The organism is Bacillus sp. FSL K6-2431, assembly GCF_038005165.1.
GTDB lineage: Bacteria > Bacillota > Bacilli > Bacillales > Bacillaceae > Bacillus > Bacillus pumilus.
In genome coordinates this window covers 764,761-780,266 of sequence record NZ_JBBOSQ010000001.1, presented here as the reverse complement: position 1 = coordinate 780,266, position 15,506 = coordinate 764,761, and the positions used below count along the sequence as shown (strand labels likewise).

The 15,506-nt window shown below is 39.3% G+C and carries 18 protein-coding genes and 1 riboswitch; of the genes, 12 read left to right on the top strand and 6 right to left on the bottom strand.

Features of this window, described 5'->3' with window-relative positions; all coding sequences use genetic code 11:
• Positions 1–14 precede the first annotated feature (14 nt).
• Together MHH40_RS03940 and MHH40_RS03935 are read left to right on the top strand one after the other, a co-directional pair.
• The gene (locus MHH40_RS03940) at positions 15–545 is read left to right on the top strand and encodes a 1,2-dihydroxy-3-keto-5-methylthiopentene dioxygenase (protein ID WP_003210925.1); all 531 of its coding nucleotides are present in this window, start codon (positions 15–17) and stop codon (positions 543–545) included.
• Positions 546–846: 301 nt separating this feature from the next.
• Positions 847–1,089 (top strand): aspartyl-phosphate phosphatase Spo0E family protein, encoded by a 243-nt coding sequence (locus tag MHH40_RS03935; RefSeq protein ID WP_050945168.1) that lies wholly within the window; start codon positions 847–849, stop codon positions 1,087–1,089.
• 47 nt (positions 1,090–1,136) lie between these two features.
• Here MHH40_RS03935 and MHH40_RS03930 read toward each other — a convergent pair whose 3' ends face one another.
• Positions 1,137–2,642 carry an ATP-binding protein gene (locus MHH40_RS03930; RefSeq protein ID WP_034619953.1) on the bottom strand — a complete coding sequence of 502 codons (1,506 nt, stop codon included), beginning with the start codon at positions 2,640–2,642 and terminating at the stop codon, positions 1,137–1,139.
• 204 nt (positions 2,643–2,846) lie between these two features.
• Between MHH40_RS03930 and MHH40_RS03925 the strand changes: the two genes are divergently transcribed.
• Positions 2,847–3,302: a MarR family winged helix-turn-helix transcriptional regulator gene (locus tag MHH40_RS03925; RefSeq protein WP_340900643.1), complete on the top strand. Its 456-nt coding sequence runs from the start codon at positions 2,847–2,849 to the stop codon at positions 3,300–3,302.
• Between the two features lie 29 nt (positions 3,303–3,331).
• Here the strand turns inward: MHH40_RS03925 and motB are convergent, their stop codons facing one another.
• The 3 genes from motB to MHH40_RS03910 form a co-directional block, all read right to left on the bottom strand.
• Positions 3,332–4,096, bottom strand: coding sequence for a flagellar motor protein MotB (gene motB, locus MHH40_RS03920; protein WP_003211671.1), 765 nt, complete (start codon positions 4,094–4,096; stop codon positions 3,332–3,334).
• Positions 4,089–4,883, bottom strand: a complete 795-nt coding sequence (motA, locus tag MHH40_RS03915; RefSeq protein WP_003212085.1) for a flagellar motor stator protein MotA — start codon at positions 4,881–4,883, stop codon at positions 4,089–4,091. Before motA ends, motB begins: the two co-directional genes overlap by 8 nt.
• 374 nt (positions 4,884–5,257) lie before the next feature.
• Entirely contained in the window at positions 5,258–7,366 is a 2,109-nt protein-coding gene (locus MHH40_RS03910; RefSeq protein WP_340900640.1) for an ATP-dependent Clp protease ATP-binding subunit, read from the bottom strand.
• A gap of 244 nt (positions 7,367–7,610) precedes the next feature.
• On the opposite strand from MHH40_RS03910, the gene MHH40_RS03905 reads away from it, so the two are divergent.
• The 6 genes from MHH40_RS03905 to MHH40_RS03880 all read left to right on the top strand — a co-directional run bounded on the left by MHH40_RS03905 (position 7,611) and on the right by MHH40_RS03880 (position 11,750).
• The gene (locus MHH40_RS03905) at positions 7,611–8,654 is read left to right on the top strand and encodes a YkvI family membrane protein (protein ID WP_050945166.1); all 1,044 of its coding nucleotides are present in this window, start codon (positions 7,611–7,613) and stop codon (positions 8,652–8,654) included.
• A gap of 71 nt (positions 8,655–8,725) precedes the next feature.
• Positions 8,726–8,770, top strand: a riboswitch (PreQ1 riboswitch).
• Positions 8,771–8,929: 159 nt separating this feature from the next.
• Complete coding sequence (gene queC, locus MHH40_RS03900; RefSeq protein WP_050945165.1) at positions 8,930–9,586, top strand: 7-cyano-7-deazaguanine synthase QueC; 657 nt, start codon at positions 8,930–8,932, stop codon at positions 9,584–9,586.
• Positions 9,587–10,027: a 6-carboxytetrahydropterin synthase QueD gene (gene queD, locus MHH40_RS03895; protein WP_050945164.1), complete on the top strand. Its 441-nt coding sequence runs from the start codon at positions 9,587–9,589 to the stop codon at positions 10,025–10,027.
• On the top strand, positions 10,020–10,751 hold the full coding sequence (gene queE, locus MHH40_RS03890; protein ID WP_050945163.1) for a 7-carboxy-7-deazaguanine synthase QueE: 732 nt from the start codon (positions 10,020–10,022) through the stop codon (positions 10,749–10,751). The genes queD and queE overlap by 8 nt, the downstream gene beginning before the upstream one ends.
• Before the next feature lie 15 nt (positions 10,752–10,766).
• On the top strand, positions 10,767–11,264 hold the full coding sequence (gene queF / locus MHH40_RS03885) for a preQ(1) synthase (RefSeq protein WP_003211403.1): 498 nt from the start codon (positions 10,767–10,769) through the stop codon (positions 11,262–11,264).
• Between the two features lie 267 nt (positions 11,265–11,531).
• Entirely contained in the window at positions 11,532–11,750 is a 219-nt protein-coding gene (locus MHH40_RS03880) for a hypothetical protein (RefSeq protein WP_044139792.1), read from the top strand.
• A gap of 92 nt (positions 11,751–11,842) precedes the next feature.
• Here MHH40_RS03880 and MHH40_RS03875 read toward each other — a convergent pair whose 3' ends face one another.
• Both MHH40_RS03875 and MHH40_RS03870 read right to left on the bottom strand, forming a co-directional pair.
• A complete protein-coding gene (locus MHH40_RS03875) occupies positions 11,843–12,367 on the bottom strand; it encodes a GNAT family N-acetyltransferase (protein WP_003211151.1) in 525 nt (174 codons plus the stop codon).
• Positions 12,368–12,519: 152 nt separating this feature from the next.
• Positions 12,520–12,708 (bottom strand): YkvS family protein, encoded by a 189-nt coding sequence (locus MHH40_RS03870; protein WP_003211747.1) that lies wholly within the window; start codon positions 12,706–12,708, stop codon positions 12,520–12,522.
• A 166-nt stretch (positions 12,709–12,874) separates the two neighbouring features.
• Between MHH40_RS03870 and MHH40_RS03865 the strand changes: the two genes are divergently transcribed.
• The 3 genes from MHH40_RS03865 to MHH40_RS03855 all read left to right on the top strand — a co-directional run bounded on the left by MHH40_RS03865 (position 12,875) and on the right by MHH40_RS03855 (position 15,462).
• A complete protein-coding gene (locus MHH40_RS03865; RefSeq protein WP_044139794.1) occupies positions 12,875–13,069 on the top strand; it encodes a hypothetical protein in 195 nt (64 codons plus the stop codon).
• Between the two features lie 307 nt (positions 13,070–13,376).
• Complete coding sequence (locus MHH40_RS03860; protein ID WP_003211234.1) at positions 13,377–14,030, top strand: cell wall hydrolase; 654 nt, start codon at positions 13,377–13,379, stop codon at positions 14,028–14,030.
• Between the two features lie 115 nt (positions 14,031–14,145).
• The gene (locus tag MHH40_RS03855) at positions 14,146–15,462 is read left to right on the top strand and encodes a polysaccharide biosynthesis protein (protein ID WP_050945162.1); all 1,317 of its coding nucleotides are present in this window, start codon (positions 14,146–14,148) and stop codon (positions 15,460–15,462) included.
• Positions 15,463–15,506: the final 44 nt, after the last annotated feature.

Below are 15,506 nucleotides of genomic sequence, written 5' to 3'. Positions count from 1 at the left end.
AGGAGGAAAAGCACATGGCGACGATTTTGATTCATAACGAAGAGAACACATTACTTGAAAGCGAGCAAGAGGTGGCAGCCTATTTAGAAAACCAAGGGGTCATTTATGAGCATTGGGATATTGCAAAGCTTCCAAACCGATTATCAGAAAAGTATGATTTAACAGATGAGGAAAAGGAAGAGATTTTGACTGTTTTCCAAAAGGAAATCGAGAGTATATCTGAAAAACGAGGATACAAAGCGCAGGATGTGATTTCATTATCTGACGCCACACCAAACCTAGATGACCTGCTCCAAAATTTTCAGCGTGAGCATCACCATACAGATGACGAAGTACGCTTTATTGTAAGCGGACATGGAATCTTTGCCATTCAAGGTAAGGATGGCGTCTTTTTTGACGTGAGACTGAATCCAGGCGATTTAATTTCTGTTCCGCCACATATTCGTCACTATTTTACACTTCAAGAGGATCGAAAAGTGGTTGCCGTTCGCATATTTGTCACAACTGAGGGCTGGGTGCCAATTTACGAGGAAGAAAAGGTTTAATGACAAAAGCTGATCATTCCGCATGAGGCGGAAGATCAGCTTTTTTTTAGGGAAATAGACATAAAATGAGAAAGAAAATAGTTGATTTTGATCTTCTACATAGGATAAAATTCTGTTTAATCCATGTGTCAGTCCTGTCCAAATTTGAAGTTTACCCCCAAATATGATTGGGTAAGAGGTCTTTAGGCTGTAAAAAATTAAATAAAATTAGCATATTTAATTTAATTTACAAATAAAGTATAATTTTGGTGTCGGATCATTTTGAGCATAGACAGTCGAATTCATTGCGGGAGCTGAGATCATGAATATTTATGTAAGAAAAGAACAATTGCTAATGTCCATTGATGAGAAGAGAAAACAGATGGTAGAAGCTGCTCAAGCAGAAGGCTACACTGGTGAGACGACAATTAAATATAGTCAAGAACTGGACAACCTGATGAATGAGTATCAGCATCTCCTTTTTCATGAGAAACAATCTGCCCCCTCCTTTCATGATCTTGTAACTCAAATGAGTCTTCTATCTGTGAACCGTCCCTCTTATTGACATGAAAAAACCGGTCTTGCCTAAGCAAAACCGGCTGAATGTTTCAGCTATGCTGAGTGAGCAGAAGGAAGCATGATCATGACGGTTGTTCCTTTATTCACTTCGCTCTCGATATCAATTGTTCCGCCATACATCGAAATGATTCGTTTACACACAACAAGCCCAAGACCTGTCCCTTTTTCCTTCGACGTAATAAAAGGGAGGAAGATATGTTTTAACATTTCTTCTTGTATGCCCTCGCCTGTATCCTTCACTTTAATAATGACATGTTCTTTTTCAGCCTCAATTAAAATCTTCAAATGACCGCCATTTGGCATCGCTTCTAACGAGTTCTTCGCTACATTTAATACGACTTGTTTGATGTGATCCTTTGTGCAATATACCCCAACATCTTGAATCGTATTAATTTGCAAATCAACCTCAACATTATAAAGGTTCGCCTCAGAGAAAACGATCGGCATGATCTCACTGACAATTTCTTTGACAGAGTTATTCTGCCATTTTTCTGCCGTTGGTTTCCCTAATACAAGAAACTCACTGACGATTTGATTGATTCGTTTAATTTCTTCTTCAATGACAGAAAAATAGAGCTGATCTTCTTCAGAGTGATACTTCTTTTGCAAAAGCTGTATAAATCCACTAATCCCTGTTAATGGGTTGCGAATTTCGTGTGCCGTACTTGCTGCGAGGGTTCCGATTAATTCAAGCTTTTGCGCTTCATTTTGGTGACGCTCCTGCTGGGTTTGACGCCTTAAAATAACATATTGAACAAGTGTGAATAAAATATTTAATAAAATAAAAGCACTGGATAAAGGGATCAGCATAACAGACAGCACTTCACCTGTAGAAGCGCGTTGCGGATAGACCTCTAGCTTCCAGCTGTTTTCATCTAAATATGTAGACACGGTGCTGCCATTTTCTGATGCTGGCTGTGGACCACTTGTAAACACGACATGTCCATTTTGATTCAGCATCTTAAAATGAAGATCAGGGTTCAATACATTCATAATATTTCTTAAATAATCAATTTGAATGGCGGCGACTAGCACATTGGTGACTTCTTCGTTTTCATCCAGCACAGGCACGCAAATGGAAAGAATCCGCTGTTTTGTAATTCGGCTCACATAGTTATCTGTGATCACCGTCTGCTTGGTCACTTGAATGCGCTTAAAGTAATCTCTGAATGATAGGTTGATTTTTTCCTTTAATGGTGTGGTGCTTACTGTTACATTTCCTTTTTTGTCTAGGAGATACAGGCCTGAAAAACGAGGTTCTTGTTTATAGATTTTCTCTAGGATGTTTTTTACTTTTTTCGTCTCAAGAGGCTGGTCAAATCCCATGGCAAGTGAAGTTAATCTCGCTTCTGTTTCACTAATTAAATAATTCATTTGGTTTTTGTGAATATTTAACATAAGTGTAGCAGTTTGTTTGTTTTTTAAGTCGATTTTTTCCGTTTCTTTTTCATAGATAAAATAACTAATGATTAGGGTTGGAATCATGACCAAAATAAGGTACAGCCTGATCTTCTTCCAAAACCCTTTCAGTATACTCATCATTCATCGCTCCAACGTATTACCTAATAGACTTATTATAGCATTGAACCTATGTTTATTACGATGACTTGTGTGATTTTTAAAAAATTAGGTGATTCGTTCTGGTCTCATTTTCATGCTAAAGATAGATCAAAATGTTGACATTTTACTTATTGTTTATTAATGTCACATTAGTGGGGTGTATTTCATAAAGGATGATAAAAAATGGAAAATCATAATGTTGAAAAATCTTTGAAATTATTTATTGTATTATCACGTGCCTATCGCTCAATTAATCATCACATGAACAAACATATTGTGAAGCACGGGCTGAATCCGACTGAATTTGCAGTATTAGAATTGCTGTATCATAAAGGGGATCAGCCGCTTCAGCAAATCGGTGATAAGATTTTACTTGCAAGCGGCAGCATCACGTATGTGGTCGATAAATTGGAGAAGAAAGAACTCCTCAGTCGTAAGGCCTGTGCAGAAGACCGCAGGGTCACATTTGCGCATATTACCGAGAAGGGACGAGCTTTGCTTGATGATATCTTCCCAGATCATGCGAAAGAAATTCATGAGATGATCAGTGTCCTGAGCGAAGAAGAGAAGGATGCCTGCATTGACATGCTTAAACATGTGGGACTGCGTGCAAAACATTTATATGATCATAAAGAATAAATAAAAAAGGAAGCCGAGGGCTCCCTTTTTTATTTTGCTTTTTTCTCAATCGGTAAAATAAGTACTTCTACGCGTCGGTTTTTACTTCTGCCTTCTGCTGTATCATTTGAAGCGATTGGCTTGAATTCACCGAAACCTTTTGTACTAAAGTTTTCTTGGTTTAAATTGCTGTTCTCAAGAAGAATACTCAAAAAGTTTACAGCACGTATGGCACTTAAATACCAGTTGGATTCAAATTCTGAATTTCTGATCGGAACATTATCAGTATGTCCGCTAATGACGATGTCACGAGCGGGGTTAATGACGAGTAGTTTTGAGATTTCCTTTGCTAACGGGACATCTTGAGGGCGAATAATCGCCCGGCCAGAATCAAAGAAGATACTGTCTTCTATCGTAATGAGCAAACCTTCGTCCGTGAGCTTTGTTTCGAGCTTAGCTCCAAGTTTCTTATTGGCAATGAAGGAATCCACTTGCTTTTTGACCTTTGTGAGAACGGCATGATCTCGAGCTTTCGCTTGAGCTTCTTCATCCTCTTCAGCTGCTTTTTTGGTCTGGTTGCTATTTTCAGTTTCTTCAGTGCTTTGCATGCTGGTTTGATCCATGACACCTGTACCGCCCGTAAAGACGACATTAAAAGACTTGGCCATCTGTTCATACTTTGCCGCATCAATCGAACTTGATGCAAAAAGCACAATGAAGAGAGCGAGTAGAAGCGTCAGAAGATCGGCATAAGGGATCAGCCAAGATTCATCTACATGGTCATCGTGATCATGTTTTTTACGTTTCCTAGCCATTTTGTTTTTCTCCTTCTTCAATGACAAGATTTGCACGTTCTTTCGCTGGTAAGTACATGAGAAGTTTTTGTTCAATCACTTTTGGAGATTGACCTTCAAGAACAGAAAGGATCCCTTCAATCATAATTAGACGAAGTTTTACTTCTTCCTTTGATTTACGCTTTAGCTTGTTGGCAAATGGATGCCATAACACATACCCAGTAAAAATCCCAAGCAGTGTGGCAACGAAGGCTGCACTGATTGCATGTCCAAGTGCTTCAATATCTCCCATGTTAGCAAGTGCAGCAATAAGTCCGACAACGGCGCCAAGTACACCAAGCGTCGGAGCGTATGTACCGGCTTGTGTAAAGATTAATGCGCCTGACTGATGTCTTTCAGACATGGCGTCAACTTCCTCTGTTAAGACGTCGCGAATAAATTCTGCACTTTGACCGTCAACCGCCATGCTTAAGCCGTTCTTAAGGAAATCGTCATCTACTTCCTCAATGCTAGCTTCTAATGCTAAAAGACCTTCACGACGCGCAATTTGTGCCCAGTTTGAAAAAAGAGGGATCATTTCTTGAATCGTTGGAAGCTTGTTGTCTTTGAAAATTTTGCCGAACAATTTTGGTGTTTTCTTAATTTCACTAGATGGGAATGCGATGACAACAGCTGCAATCGTCCCAACCACAATGATCAATATAGCCGCTGGGTTGATAAGAGCGGTTAGACTTACACCTTTCAGAACCATACCGACACTCAGTGCAATAAATGCTAAAATAATACCTATTAACGATGTTTTGTCCATTATCTCACCAAATCCTTTAACTATCTTTTTCTATAGTTAATATCGGTGTCTTCTAGAAGGGTTTTAGTCTGAATATCAAATTAAGGCAGTTTCTGTGAAGAATTTTTGACGAAAGCGCTTTCTATTACCTTAAAAAAGAAACTCCCTCTGATATAAAGGGAGTTTCTTTTTAATTTCTTTGAGCGGTTTCAATTAAAAGCAGCTCTTTTAATTTTTCCTCATACATGATTTTGACAAGATCATAGCTCCAATTCATCATGTGATCCACCTCTTTTTCTTTTATCTTAAAGGAATAGAGGCGAGGGAGCGTCGGCGTGCGGATGGAACTTAGACACCGCAACATGATGGAGCTATAGATCCTTCTTAAGATGTACTTATCCTTTTTTTACGACAATTTCGTTATCTTCAACTTCTACAGTAAATCCTGAAAGCTGTTCTTCTTCAAGCAATATTTCCGTCATTTGATCTTCAACATGCTCTTGAATGGTTCTTCGCAGTGGACGAGCACCAAATGCAGGATGGTATCCAAGTTCTGCAATTTTTTCTTTCGCTTCATTTGTCACATGGACAGTTAAATTTTGCTCTTTTAATTGTTCTGATAGCTCATTGAGCAAAAGATCCACAATCTTCACTAAATCATCTCGATCTAATGAATCAAACTGAATGATGCTGTCAAAACGGTTCAAGAATTCTGGCTTGAAATAGGCGCTGAGTGAATCAATGAGTGATTGCTCCTCAATTGCTTCTTCCTGATCAGACTGGAAGCCGACTTTGACCGTTTTATCTGTGCTGCCTGCGTTACTTGTCATAATAATGACCGTGTCTTTAAAGCTGACGGTTCTACCTTGGCTATCTGTTAATCGGCCATCTTCCATGATTTGAAGGAACATGTGCTGCACATCAGGGTGTGCTTTTTCGATTTCATCCAGCAAAATGATGCTGTATGGTTTTCTGCGTACTTTTTCCGTCAGTTGACCCGCTTCATCATGTCCAACATAACCAGGAGGAGAACCGATGAGCTTAGATACTGAGTGTTTCTCCATGTACTCACTCATATCTAAACGGATGATCGCATCTCTTGAACCAAATAATTCTTCAGCTAGTGTTTTTGATAATTCGGTTTTCCCGACACCTGTTGGTCCAACGAATAGGAAGGAGCCAGTTGGTCTATGTTTCGATTTTAAGCCGGCTCTGCTTCTCTTCACAGCTTTCGCTACCTTATCAACCGCATGTTCCTGACCGATCACTCGTGCTTTTAAGCGGACGTCAATTTCTTTCATTTTGGTTTGTTCGTCTGCTTGCAGTTTGCCGACAGGGATGCCTGTTTTTTGTTCCACAATGGCTTGAATGTCTTCTGCTGTGACGACATGTTCTTTGTCATTTGTTTTGTTTTGAAGTCTAGCTTCAATGGCCTCTTCTTCATCTCGAAGCTTCGCTGCTTTTTCGTATTGTTCTTCTTTTAAAGCGGCTTGTTTTTCAGCAGCAATTTCTCTCAGACGATTTGTTAGTTCATCTTCACTTGCTGCATCAATGGAGAGGTTCGCTTTTGAACCTGCTTCATCCATTAAATCAATGGCTTTATCCGGCAGATGACGGTCTTGAATATACCGGGAAGATAATTGAACACACGCTTGAATGGCTTCGTCTGAATAGGTGACGCCATGGTAGCTTTCGTACTTATCTTGAATGCCTTTTAAAATTTCGATCGCTTCAGCTTGTGTTGGCTCATCTACAATGACGGGCTGGAAGCGTCGTTCAAGTGCGGCATCTTTTTCAATTTGACGATATTCTTTTAATGTCGTCGCACCTACTAGCTGGAGCTCGCCTCGTGCAAGAGCTGGTTTTAAGATGTTTCCAGCATCCATTGACCCCTCGGCAGATCCAGCGCCTACAAGAAGATGGATTTCATCTACAAATAAGATAATATTTTTACGGCTTTGCAGTTCTTTGATTAACTGCTTCATTCTTTCCTCAAATTGACCACGTATCCCTGTATTCGCTACAAGGGAGGAGACATCTAATAAATAGATTTGTTTGTTCTTTAATTTATTTGGTACATCGCCACTTGCAATTTTCAATGCAAGTCCTTCAGCGATCGCTGTTTTCCCAACACCTGGTTCACCAATGAGGACAGGATTGTTTTTATTTCTTCTATTTAAAATCTCAATGACTCTTGCGACTTCTTCATCACGGCCGATGACTGGATCAATTAAACCAGCATTTGCGCCATCTGTTAAATTGCGGCCAAGTTCATCAAGTAAGCCTTTTTGCTTTGGCTGCTCTACGTTTTGCGTATGTCCTGCTTGCTCTTGCCCAGAGAAGAATGAGCTTCCTCCGAACAATTGAGGTCCCATTTTCATTTTTGATTGCTCCATCAAAGAGGTGTAGCAATCTTCACATAAAACCATTTGGCTCCGGGATGAATTCACTTGCATATTCAGGCGAATTGTTGCTTCATTTACTTGACAATGTTGACAACGCATTTGCCATGACCTCCTTATGATAAAAGTTTGACTTTATTTGACCAATGAATGTTAAAGAAAATGGTCTGTTGTTTGACCATCTTTGACTATAGTATACTCTGACCTATTTTGACTTTCAACTGTTTTGCTCAAAGGCGGGTGAAAATCCTTTTTTGCATTTAATCATGGTTTGTCCTTCTTTTCAAGGAACTTGTCTCATAGGATAAAAAAAGACAATCGAAAGTGATGGGTGCGGAGGGGTCACATGAAACGTTCAAATGAATCCGCTTTTCAGCTTGCCTTTGTATATGTAGGAACAGTGGTTGGAGCTGGGTTTGCGACCGGAAAAGAAATCGTAGAATTTTTTGTTCGTTTTGGCTGGATTGGATTATTCGGAATCTTGATTAGCGGCGCTATTTTTACTGGACTTGGGGCAAAAATGATGCTCATTTCTAAACGAATTGAAGCAGAGTCTTATCAAGATATGAACCGGTTTCTATTTGGCGCAGCTGCAAGCAGGTATATTAATGTCGTCATGTTTTTTATTTTATTAGGCGTCACTTCAGTGATGATTTCTGGCGCAGGTGCTATATTTGAAGAGCAGCTAGGCATATCGAAGGAATATGGGATCTTTTTGACGATCATTCTGAGCGTAATTGTGCTTTTGAAAGGATCAAAAGGATTATTTGGTGTCAATGTTCTCGTCGTCCCAATGCTTATTTTCTTTTCAATGATTGTGTTTCTTGATTCATTCGTTTTTAGCAGTAGTGAAAGTTATGTTCTTGCGCTGCAAATGGGTGAGGGAGAGTGGATTTTATCAGCTATCTCATATGGTGCTTTTAATTTGGCACTTTCTCAAGCAGTGTTAGTGCCCGTCGCAAATGAAATGACCTCTGAAGCGGTGATTAAAAAGGGAGCTGTGCTTGGGGGCGTCATGCTGACAATTATTTTATTTGTATGCTTTTTATCTCTTTCTTCATTAGATATGCTGGAGGCGTTTGATATTCCAATGGCTCAGGTCGTGTATCAAGTAGCAAATTCCATTCACCTCATTTATTTATTTGTGATCTTCGGCGAAGTCTTTACATCCGTCATAGGCAATTTATATGGACTTGAGAGACAAGTGAGGGCGTATATACGAATGAACAGTGTCTTGACAATATCCCTTATTCTCTTATGCTGCTATGTGATTAGTAAAATTGGTTACGGTACATTGATATCAACAGTTTATCCTATTTTTGGCTATGTGAGCATCTTTTTTATCCTCTTTCTTTTTCTAAAAAAAGTGCCTGCATCACATGATAAGTAAAGAAAGGATAGCCTGCATGGAAAATATGTGGTACACTATCCTCTGTGAAAATTGAACAAAAATCCGTGTAAACGGGAGAGGTTCTAGCAAAACCCTCTATAAAAAACTAAGGACTTGCCGTATCCTTGGATGTGGCATTTTTTATTTTTTATGGCTGGGACACCTCATACACATGTAAAGGTGTCTTTTCTTTTGAGAAAAATAGGGGTTTTCATGAGCCTTTCAGATGCAGCTTTGTACGATAGTATAGATCTGCAAAAGGAGGAGAACAGAAGATGAAAAATGAAAAAGCAGTCGTTGTCTTTAGCGGGGGACAAGACAGTACGACATGTTTATTATGGGCACTTCAACAATTCGAAGAGGTAGAAACCGTGACCTTTCATTATAATCAGCGTCATCAAGAAGAAATTGATGTCGCCAAAAGAATTGCTGACAAGTTAGGTGTGAAGAACCATCTATTAGATATGTCTCTTTTGAATCAGCTGGCACCAAATGCTTTAACAAGAGATGACATTGACATTGAGGAAAAAGAAGGAGAGCTGCCTTCCACATTTGTACCAGGACGAAACTTAGTATTCTTATCCTTCGCTTCTATTCTTGCGTATCAGATCGGTGCAAGACATATTATCACAGGTGTATGTGAAACAGACTTTAGCGGCTATCCAGATTGCCGTGACGAGTTTGTAAAGTCTTGTAATGTCACAGTGAATTTGGCGATGGAAAAACCATTTGTCATCCATACACCACTCATGTGGCTCAATAAAGCAGAAACATGGAAGCTGGCAGATGAGCTGAATGCGTTAGATTTTGTGAAAAATGAAACGCTCACTTGCTATAATGGCATCATGTCTCATGGTTGCGGGGAATGTCCTGCGTGTAAGCTTCGGAAAAAGGGCTATGACACTTATATGGAAATGAAGGAGGCAAAATAAATGCTTTCTCAAATCTATCCACAAACGAATCATCCATACTCATTTGAATTGAACAAGGATATGCATATATCAGCTGCCCATTTCATCCCAAGAGAGGATGCAGGTGCTTGCAGCCGTGTACATGGTCACACGTACACCATCAATATAACCATTGCTGGAGATGACCTAGATGAATCGGGTTTCCTTGTCAATTTTAGTACACTGAAAAAACTTATTCATGGACAGTATGATCACACGCTGCTCAATGATCATGAGGAATTCTCATCATCCGATCCATACGCGATGCCTACTACAGAGGTTGTGGCAAAGACAGTGCATGACAAAGTCGCAGCATATTTATCGACTTTAGCAAATAAACCAGTATGTGTTCAGGTCTTTGTTAGGGAGACACCAACAAGCTACTGCATTTACCGGCCGAAACGAGTTGAACACAATGGCTAAAGCAATTCCTGTATTAGAAATCTTTGGTCCGACCATTCAAGGAGAAGGGATGGTCATTGGACAAAAAACCATGTTTGTCAGAACGGCTGGCTGTGACTACTCTTGCAGCTGGTGTGATTCCGCCTTTACTTGGGATGGATCAGCAAAGCATGACATTCAGTGGCTTCACGCAGAGGACATTGTCAAGGAATTAAAAAGAATAGGCGGACAGGCTTTTTCTCATGTCACCATTTCAGGGGGAAACCCTGCGCTTTTAAAGCAAATGGAATCACTTATTGATTTGCTACACGAAGAAGGAATTGATACAGCGCTTGAAACACAAGGGACAATGTATCAGGACTGGTTTTTGAAAATTGATGATTTAACCATTTCTCCGAAGCCACCAAGCTCAAATATGAAAACAGATTTCGCGAAACTCACACGTATCATAGATGAGCTGAAAAACGGAAATAGATTGCAGCATGCAAGCCTAAAGGTCGTGATTTTTGACGATCATGATCTAGCCTATGCAAAGGATGTTCATGCGAAATATCCAGAGCTTCCTTTTTATTTGCAGGTAGGAAATGATGACACGACAACAGGTGATGATGCGTACTTATTGACGCACTTATTAAAGAAGTATGAAGCGCTTGTCGATCAAGTAGCGCAAGACCCAGACTTAAATCGCGTAAGAGTGCTGCCGCAGCTGCACACATTATTATGGGGCAATAAACGAGGCGTATAGAAAGGAAGAGACGACATGACGACAAGAAAACCAGAAGAATTAGAAGGTGTCACTTTACTAGGAAATCAAGGAACCAATTATTTGTTTGATTATGCACCACAAGTGCTTGAAACATTTCCGAATAAACATACAAATAGAGATTATTTTGTGAAATTCAACTGCCCAGAATTTACATCACTTTGTCCGCAAACAGGTCAGCCGGATTTTGCGACAGTTTATATCAGCTATATCCCAAATGAAATCATGGTTGAAAGTAAATCATTAAAATTGTATTTGTTCAGCTTCCGTAACCATGGTGATTTTCATGAGGATTGTATGAATATTATTATGAATGATCTCATTGAATTGATGGACCCAAGATACATTGAAGTATGGGGCAAATTTACACCAAGAGGCGGTATTTCAATTGACCCGTACACGAACTACGGAAAACCTGGTACCAAATATGAAGAAATGGCTTCATATCGCATGATGAATCATGATATGTATCCTGAAACGATTGATAATCGCTAATAAAGGAAAAGACATGCCTAATGACATGTCTTTTTTTATGGGTTTGAATGGGATGAATTAGATTGAAGTGATAAAAAAAGAGAAGAGTCATGTCGCTCTCCTCATAAAATTGGGAATAGAACTTGCTAGGACGGCTGGGGGCTACCAGCTCGTAAATTTATTATACATGACAGAACGTATGTTTGTAAAGGTAATTTGTGTTTTTTGCTTATCTTATTTGCTTTGAGATAAAATAGAGGCAATGAACGAATAACGGAGGCGTTTGAGTTGGCAAACAAAGAAGAAAAGACAGAGAAGCTGCTGATGGAACTAAAAGAAGAGCTTCAAATGCTCGAACATCAAAACAAAGAACGATATAAATGGAGTGCCTCCACATTGCTTGGAGTGATTGCACTTTTAATCGATAAAGGCGTTATCACCCCAGAGGAAGTTGACATGTACAAAACGAAAGCGGAAATGCAAACCTTTCATACGCAAAAAGACTGACACTAGTACAGGTGAAATAATAAGAAAAGGACATAACAAATTGATGAATCAATTTATGTTATGTCCTTATTTCTGCATCTATTTTTATGGTATTAAACAAGTTTATACATTAAAACATCGTCCCAGTATTCATGTTCACTTATTTTAAATTCTTTTATTTTACGACCTTCTTCTCTGAATCCCATCTTTTTGTACAAAGAAATGGCCTTTTGATTTGTAGAGAATACGGCTAAACTAACCTTTTCGATCGAAGGATTCATTTCTGCCCAATTTAATAACGCTGTTAGCAACATTTCCCCTACGCCTAAACCTCTAAAGCTCTTATGAACCATCAAACCAAATGAACCTGCGTGGGCAGTTCTTTTTCTATTTGATCCATTTTCAAATGCTATAAACCCAATGACTTTTCCGTCTTTTTGAGCAACTATGTACGTTTCGTTTTCGTTCTCTATTCTTTTTTGTATCCAAGCCTTGTGTTCTAAAAGGGTTTTTTTGTTTTCTTCAGGCGTTGTAAGTAAATAATCTGATTCAGCAATCACTGATGACTGTATGTCTAAAGTAGTTTCAGCGTCTTCCATATTCCCAAAACGCACAATGATATCATTTGAATTTTGCATTTTAGTTTCTCCTGTCTAGAGCTAATACTGCATCTCATCACTTTATAAAAATAGAAAGTTGTCTGAAATACTATTCACCTTTTCAACAAATAAATGAACAGCTTTGCTTCGTATTTACGTATGTATCGATAGTCTGAATTGAGGATTGCAAATTAATGTACGGAGTCTTTGATGATTTTATAGTTTTTATGATTAACGACTGTTAGTGAATCCAGTTCTAAATCTCTATAGTTGTCCATAATGGTGACATCCACAATGACAGAGTTTTCATTCACTTTTTCAACTACACCTGTTAAACCATTTCTAAATTCGATCACATTTCCAATTTTTGCAATCTTCAACCGATCCCTCTCCTTTAAAACAGATTTCATTCCCTATTAAAAAGTATTTTGCAATATTTTCATACCAATGTAAAGGATAAAGACGTTTTTGTTTCGTTTTCGTTGTATGCTTTCCTAACGGATGATATATTTAATATTTGATGATGGCTGTAAAGGAGCGGTTTATTTGACGGAAGAACAAATCCTCACAATACTTGAATCGTTACGAAATGGGACAGAAAAGCAAGTGACCATTCAAAAAGATGATTTTTTAACGTTTCGTTCGATCTTGGTGAATCAAGATGATTTTAAGTATTTTCGCGGGATTGCGAAACATGGTGGAGATGTTATTTTTGAATATCTTACAGAAGCAAGAAGCTAAAGCTTTTTCTCATGAATGAGAGAAAGCTTTTTTATTTTAGTTCTTTTGTCACACTTCAAACGAGCTTGATACATCTGAAAAGAAAATGTAATAACCCATAATCAGGAGCATAAGGATGATTATAGGCGGAAAAGGGGTCTTTTTAAGCGCTAACAATTCCAGTTGATACGCAATTCAACTAGGACATGCCATTTAATGACGGAATTTGGTTAGGCATGCAAATCTTTGTGCGTGAAAATAGAAGGAGCTCTTGTTAGAGTGGACAAGTATCTTACCGCCTACTTTAATTAAAGGAGGAATGAGGCGAATGATGAAAATTCATACCGCTCTTTTTGTCATCCTTATGCTAATCGCAGCCATGAAGATGGACAACATACAAGAGCAGCAAGGCACATTAAGTCACGAACTTTCACAAGCACCTGTTAAGCATGAGCTTTCATATATAGATCAAGATGAACACGATCAAGTCATCCCAGCATTTTCAGAGGAGAAGCGTCAGCCGAAAGTCAAAATGCTAAGTACGTCTTCAGAAAAAATGTCTTCAAAACCGAAGCAAAAGAAAAGAGTAAAATCAGAAACGACGAACGAGGAAAGCGCCAAACGCTATTCTAATGAGGAAATGGAACTGCTCTCACGATTGGTACATGCTGAAGCGAAAGGTGAATCTTACGCAGGTAAAAAAGCTGTGGCAAGCGTCGTCTTAAACAGGGTGGAGCATCGCTCTTTTCCTGACAGTGTCAAAGGTGTTATTTATCAGCGAAATGCTTTCCAGCCAGTATCGAATGGAAGTATTCATGATAAAGCAGATCAAGATTCTGTTAAAGCTGTGAAGCAAGTAGTGAAAGAACATGACAGAACAACAAAGGCCATTTATTTTTATAATCCCAAAACGGCAACAGATAACTGGATTCGTTCTCGCAAAATTGTAGAACGTATCGGTCGTCATGTATTTGCTGTATAAAGAAATGAAGCGATCAATCAGATCGCTCTTTTTTTTGTCTTCATTTATCAAAATATTTTCAGGACTTGTCTCATAGAATGTGAAAAGAATTTGCTTTAGATAAAGGGGAGGCTACATGAATCGATTTGTAAAAGGGGTCATTCTGCTATCTGTCGCAGCTTTCATTGCGGAGTGTATAGAGTTTTTAGTCAATATGATTTTAGCGAGAGAGCTTGGAGAACATGGAATGGGTCTATATATGAGTATCCTTCCAATCATCATGCTGGTCCTCGTGATTGCCAGCTTAGAGCTGCCAGTCTCCATTTCTAAATTCATTGCAGAATCGCATGAGCGGCTCCATAAAAGTATGCTCCGCCATGCGTTTAAAATGACGCTTGTGGTGACATGTACAACAACGGGGATCGCTGCGATTGTCCTGCCGTTCATTCCAGTGTTTCAGTCGTATCATCCGCTCATGAAAGGGCTTGTGCTGTCTCTTATTCCAATTATTGCGTTTACCTCGATTGCACGCGGCTATTTTATGGGAAAGCAGCAAATGGGCAGGATCGCTCTTGCCAATATGCTGAAGAAAACGATCCAGCTTATCTGCCTGTTTTTGTTCTTCCATTGGTATTCGTTTGATATTGAAACAGCGGTACTCATTGCCATCGGTGTCATTGTCGCGAGTGATCTTGTCGTCTTTATTTATTTATACTCCCAATACGTCATGGCGAAAAATGCTGTCCATGTCAGGTCTGTTGAATTAAGAGGAATTGACGTGAGAAAGCGCCTATTAGCTGTCTCCATTCCAACAACGGGCATGCGGATTTTTCATGCGATCGCAAATGCGATAGAACCGTTTTTAATCAAAGGTGCCCTTATTGCTGCAGGCATCTCTGGCACACTTGCTGTTGATCATTACGGCATGCTGGCTGGTGTCGCGATGTCGATCGGTTTTTTCCCTGCATTTATCGCTCATTCCATCATGATTGTGATGATTCCGAGTGTATCTGAAGCCTATGCTTTAGGTCAGTATGATCTTGTGAAAAAACGTGTCAGGCAGGCAATAATCATTACGTTTGGGTACGGGGTACCGGCAGTGATGGTGATGTATTATTTTGCTTATCCGCTCACACAGCTCTTTTTTGATTCACCGCAAGCTGCTGTCTACTTACAGCTGCTTTGGCCATACTTTTTATGCCACCTGTTTGTGATGCCATTTCAAGCGTGCTTAATCGGTATGGGGCTCATTAAAGATGTGTTCCTACATAATATATGGGTGCATGTCGTCTCGTTTTCAATGGTGTATTTTCTCGGGTCAATTGAAAGCTTGAATATGATGGGGGTTATATTAGGGATGAATACGGGCATGCTCCTCTTGACTGCACTGCATTATGCGACGATTTGTAAGGAGCTCGGCGTTTCCATGTTTCTTAGAATGAAAAAAGCTTGAATGTCCTCTTCGTCGAGCGGGCAAGCTATAAGAAAACTGGGAAG

Coding starts and splice junctions, on each gene's coding strand:
- MHH40_RS03940 (WP_003210925.1), top strand. CDS start 15: ATGGCGACGATTTTGATTCATAACGAAGAGAACACATTACTTGAAAGC.
- MHH40_RS03930 (WP_034619953.1), bottom strand. CDS start 2,642: ATGAGTATACTGAAAGGGTTTTGGAAGAAGATCAGGCTGTACCTTATT.
- MHH40_RS03855 (WP_050945162.1), top strand. CDS start 14,146: ATGAATCGATTTGTAAAAGGGGTCATTCTGCTATCTGTCGCAGCTTTC.
- queD (WP_050945164.1), top strand. CDS start 9,587: ATGCTTTCTCAAATCTATCCACAAACGAATCATCCATACTCATTTGAA.
- queF (WP_003211403.1), top strand. CDS start 10,767: ATGACGACAAGAAAACCAGAAGAATTAGAAGGTGTCACTTTACTAGGA.
- MHH40_RS03905 (WP_050945166.1), top strand. CDS start 7,611: ATGAAACGTTCAAATGAATCCGCTTTTCAGCTTGCCTTTGTATATGTA.
- MHH40_RS03860 (WP_003211234.1), top strand. CDS start 13,377: ATGATGAAAATTCATACCGCTCTTTTTGTCATCCTTATGCTAATCGCA.
- queE (WP_050945163.1), top strand. CDS start 10,020: ATGGCTAAAGCAATTCCTGTATTAGAAATCTTTGGTCCGACCATTCAA.
- motB (WP_003211671.1), bottom strand. CDS start 4,096: ATGGCTAGGAAACGTAAAAAACATGATCACGATGACCATGTAGATGAA.
- MHH40_RS03875 (WP_003211151.1), bottom strand. CDS start 12,367: ATGCAAAATTCAAATGATATCATTGTGCGTTTTGGGAATATGGAAGAC.
- MHH40_RS03925 (WP_340900643.1), top strand. CDS start 2,847: ATGGAAAATCATAATGTTGAAAAATCTTTGAAATTATTTATTGTATTA.
- motA (WP_003212085.1), bottom strand. CDS start 4,883: ATGGACAAAACATCGTTAATAGGTATTATTTTAGCATTTATTGCACTG.
- queC (WP_050945165.1), top strand. CDS start 8,930: ATGAAAAATGAAAAAGCAGTCGTTGTCTTTAGCGGGGGACAAGACAGT.
- MHH40_RS03910 (WP_340900640.1), bottom strand. CDS start 7,366: ATGCGTTGTCAACATTGTCAAGTAAATGAAGCAACAATTCGCCTGAAT.
- MHH40_RS03935 (WP_050945168.1), top strand. CDS start 847: ATGAATATTTATGTAAGAAAAGAACAATTGCTAATGTCCATTGATGAG.